Source organism: Kribbella sp., assembly GCF_035655035.1.
Lineage (GTDB): Bacteria > Actinomycetota > Actinomycetes > Propionibacteriales > Kribbellaceae > Kribbella.
Genome location: NZ_DASRVN010000115.1, coordinates 1 through 3,614, shown reverse-complemented (window position 1 = coordinate 3,614; position 3,614 = coordinate 1). Strand labels below are relative to the sequence as shown.

At 69.6% G+C, this 3,614-nt stretch carries 4 protein-coding genes and 2 pseudogenes; 3 read left to right on the top strand and 3 right to left on the bottom strand.

Annotated features, from left to right (window positions below):
- A pseudogene (locus VFF46_RS06545) lies at window positions 1–537 on the top strand (succinate--CoA ligase subunit alpha); the annotation flags it as partial.
- 82 nt (window positions 538–619) lie between these two features.
- Here VFF46_RS06545 and VFF46_RS06540 read toward each other — a convergent pair.
- The 3 genes from VFF46_RS06540 to VFF46_RS06530 all read right to left on the bottom strand — a co-directional run bounded on the left by VFF46_RS06540 (window position 620) and on the right by VFF46_RS06530 (window position 2,611).
- Window positions 620–1,630, bottom strand: coding sequence for a LacI family DNA-binding transcriptional regulator (locus VFF46_RS06540; protein ID WP_325036114.1), 1,011 nt, complete (start codon window positions 1,628–1,630; stop codon window positions 620–622).
- Between the two features lie 103 nt (window positions 1,631–1,733).
- Window positions 1,734–2,309 carry a 2-dehydropantoate 2-reductase gene (locus VFF46_RS06535; RefSeq protein ID WP_325036113.1) on the bottom strand — a complete coding sequence of 192 codons (576 nt, stop codon included), beginning with the start codon at window positions 2,307–2,309 and terminating at the stop codon, window positions 1,734–1,736.
- Window positions 2,310–2,338: 29 nt separating this feature from the next.
- Window positions 2,339–2,611, bottom strand: coding sequence for a 2-dehydropantoate 2-reductase N-terminal domain-containing protein (locus VFF46_RS06530; RefSeq protein ID WP_325036112.1), 273 nt, complete (start codon window positions 2,609–2,611; stop codon window positions 2,339–2,341).
- A 114-nt stretch (window positions 2,612–2,725) separates the two neighbouring features.
- On the opposite strand from VFF46_RS06530, the gene VFF46_RS06525 reads away from it, so the two are divergent.
- Together VFF46_RS06525 and VFF46_RS06520 are read left to right on the top strand one after the other, a co-directional pair.
- On the top strand, window positions 2,726–3,280 hold the full coding sequence (locus tag VFF46_RS06525; RefSeq protein ID WP_325036111.1) for a dihydrofolate reductase family protein: 555 nt from the start codon (window positions 2,726–2,728) through the stop codon (window positions 3,278–3,280).
- 13 nt (window positions 3,281–3,293) lie between these two features.
- Window positions 3,294–3,614, top strand: a pseudogene (locus VFF46_RS06520) (hypothetical protein); the annotation flags it as partial.

Below are 3,614 nucleotides of genomic sequence, written 5' to 3'. Positions count from 1 at the left end.
ATCGGCCCGAACTGCCCCGGCATCATCACCCCGGGCGAGTCGAACGCCGGCATCATCCCGGCCAGCATCGCCGGCCAGGGCCGGATCGGTCTGGTGTCGAAGTCCGGCACGCTGACGTACCAGATGATGTACGAGCTGCAGGACTTCGGGTTCTCGACCGCGATCGGGATCGGTGGCGACCCGATCATCGGTACGACGCACATCGATGCGTTGCAGGCGTTCCAGGACGACCCGGACACCGACGCGATCGTGATGATCGGTGAGATCGGTGGTGACGCCGAGGAGCGGGCGGCCGCGTTCATCAAGGAGAACGTGACCAAGCCGGTCGTCGGGTACGTCGCGGGCTTCACCGCGCCGGAGGGCAAGACGATGGGTCACGCGGGCGCGATCGTGTCCGGCTCGTCCGGCACCGCCGCCGCGAAGCAGGAGGCCCTCGAGGCCGTCGGCGTGAAGGTCGGCAAGACCCCCACCGAAACCGCCGCCCTGCTCCGGGCAGTCCTCTCCCCCGAGACTTCGGCAGGTCGACAGTACGTGTAGGTGTGTACACCCCCTCCCGCAGGCCTGGCGCTGGCTCGACCACGGCGCAGTGGACGTATACGTCCTGTCGAGCCGCCGAAGGTCAGCGGGGACCGGCGGTGCTGGCCCGGAGGATGAGTGCGGTGGGGACGGCGAGCGGGGGTTGGTGGTCGATCGCGTGGATCTCGGCGAGCGGGGGTTGGTGGTCGATCGCGTGGATCTCGGCGAGCAGGGTGTCGACGCTGCGGCGGCCGATGTCGGTGAAGGACTGACGCACGGTGGTGAGCGGCGGCCAGAACTGCGCCGCCTCCTCCATGTCGTCGAAGCCGACCACGCTGACGTCGTCCGGCACCGCCCGGCCGTGCGTGTGCAGGGCCCGCAGGACGCCGAGCGCCATCTGGTCGTTGGCGACGAAGATCGCGGTGACGTCCGGATCCGCGGCGAGCCGGCGGCCGGCGTCGTACCCGGAGGCCGACGTCCAGTCCCCGAACAGCACCTGCGGTACGTCGCAACCGCGGTCGCGGAGCGTCTGCTCCCAGGATCGGCGACGCTGGTCGGCCGCGAACGACGAGGACGGCCCGGCGACGTGCCAGACGGTCCGGTGCCCCAGCTCGAGCAGATGCTCTGTCGCCAGCCGGGCGCCCTGCGTCTGGTCGGTGTCGATGACCGGGTGGTCGTAGTGCGCACCGGCATGCACCACCACGACCGGGAGCCCGACGGGCAGCCGCACTTCCTCCAGTACGTGCGCCTCGATCATCATGATGACGCCGTCCACGGCCTGCTCCCCCAGCCGGCTGAACGCGTCCGCGACCGTCTGACGGTTGACCGACAGCACCGGCATCAGCTTGACGGAGTACCCGCGCGCGGTGGCAGCGGTGGCGATCGCGTCCAGGGTTCGCGTCGTACCGAACGTGGAGAGTTCGAAGACGATCACGCCGATGCTGCGGAACTCGCCGCTGCGCAGGGCCCGTGCGGCGCCGTTCGGGCGGTAGCCGAGCTGACGCATCGCGTCCTGCACGCGGGCGCGGGTGAGCGCGTCGACGTTCTGCCGGCCGTTCGCGACCCGTGAGACGGTCTGCCCGGACACCCCGGCGAGCTGCGCGACATCGGCCATCGACGGACCCCGCCGCCGTCTTCCTACCGTTCCCTCCACCCGGCACCTCCCGTGTGGCAGGAGTCTAGACATGTTTGCGTCAACACATCGGTTTCACGGCGCGTCAGGCGCCGATCTTGCTGGCCAGCAGGTCGGCGACCGCATGAACGGCGCGCAACGTCGGCGCCGGTACGCCGGTGAGGTCCGCCAGCTCGACCACCGCGGCGAGGATGACGTCGAGCTCGAGCGGCTTGTCCTTCTCCAGGTCCTGGAGCATCGACGTCTTGTGCCCGCCGACCCGCTCGGCGCCGTCCAGCCGCTTGTCCACCGAGATGTCCGGGTGGCAGCCGAGCGCGGCCGCGATCCGCAGCGACTCCTCCATCATCAGCCGGACCATCTGCCGGGTGCCCTGGTGCGTGGCGATCTCCACCATCGTCGCCCGGGCCAGCGCACTGATCGGGTTGAAGGCCGCGTTCCCGAGCAGCTTGATCCAGATGTCGTTGCGGATGTCCGCCTCGACCGGGCACTTCAGCCCGCCGGCGACCATCGCCGTACTGAACCGCTCGCAGCGCTCCGAGGTACCGCCCGCGGGCTCGCCGATCGAGAAGCGGGTGCCTTCCAGATGCCGTACGACGCCCGGCGCCTCGAGCTGCGTCGAGCAGTAGACGACACAGCCGACCGCGCGGTCCAGGTCGAGCACCGGGTGACCGCGCTGCCCGGGTCGACCGACTAGATCCAGCGGCCTTCGTACGGGCCCTTGAGGCCGTGGAAGTACCACCAGGGGATGCCGTTCTGGGCGGCGACCGCGACCGTACGGTCGTGTAGCAGCGGGCCGGCGGCGGCGTACGAGTTCGCCTTCAGCCCGAGGAAGACGTAGTCGACCGGGCCGATCTCGGCCGGGTCGTCGGTGGCCGGGGTCCGGGCGGTGAAGTCGCCGCGGGGGCTGTGCACCACGACGCCGTCGTCCCGGATCGCCTCGAGGTGCGCACCGCGGGATTGCATACAACATACGGTAGACGGGCTGGCTGAATGAGGTCAAGGTCACACGACCGATGAATCGCGGGCCTGTCGGCGGTATGTACCGGCATCAACCGCAGCAACGAAGGAGCAGGAACCATGGGCCACGTCATCGTCACCGCATTCGTCAGCATGGACGGCGTCATCACGGACCCGGACGGGTCGCAGGGCACGCCGTACGGCGGCTGGGCGTTCCGGCACGGACCGGAGACCACCGGTGGGGACAAGTTCCGGCTGGGCGAGCTGATGGACACCGGCGTGCTGCTGCTCGGCCGGAACACCTGGGAGCTGTTCAGCAGGCTCTGGCCGAACCGGACCGACGACTTCTCCACCCGGATGAACAAGATGGCCAAGGTGGTCGCGTCGCACTCGCTGACCGATCTCTCGGCGTTCCCGAACTCGACGCTGATGCCGGGCTCGCTGGCCGAGTACGTGCGGTCGGAGCCGCGGACGGTCGCGGTCACCGGCAGCCTGAGCGTGATCCGTGCGCTGCAGGCGGCGGACCTGGTCGACGAGTACCGGCTGATGACCCTCCCGTCGATCGTCGGCGACGGTGAGAAGATCTTCGGCCCGCTGGACCAGCCGGTGCACCTGAAACTGGCCTCGGTCACCCCGGCCGGTGCGGCCTCACTGGCGACGTACATACGGCCCTAGCAGGATATGTCGGGTGAGCTGGCCGGCGATGGTGTGGATCGGTGGGGCCCCGGGTGCGGGGAAGTCGACGATTGCGCGGGACCTCGCCCGCCGCGGCGACCTGCCGCTGCATCCGATCGACCTGTGGACGTACGCACACCTCGACCGGCTGCCACCGCTGCGGCCGTTGGCGGAAGACCTCGCCGTAGGACCTTCGTTCGCGGCCGATGCCTTCGTGGGGATCGCTCAGCTCCGCCTGGAGCTGGTAGTCGAGGACGTGCGAGAGCGGGGCCTTGGCGACGTACCTGCGTTGGTGGAGGGGCCACAGCTGTACCCGTCGATGGCTGGCGACGTA

Excerpts from the sequence above, each read along its gene's own strand:
- VFF46_RS06530 (WP_325036112.1), bottom strand. The coding sequence starts at position 2,611 with ATGCAATCCCGCGGTGCGCACCTCGAGGCGATCCGGGACGACGGCGTC.
- VFF46_RS06540 (WP_325036114.1), bottom strand. The coding sequence starts at position 1,630 with ATGGCCGATGTCGCGCAGCTCGCCGGGGTGTCCGGGCAGACCGTCTCA.
- VFF46_RS06525 (WP_325036111.1), top strand. The coding sequence starts at position 2,726 with ATGGGCCACGTCATCGTCACCGCATTCGTCAGCATGGACGGCGTCATC.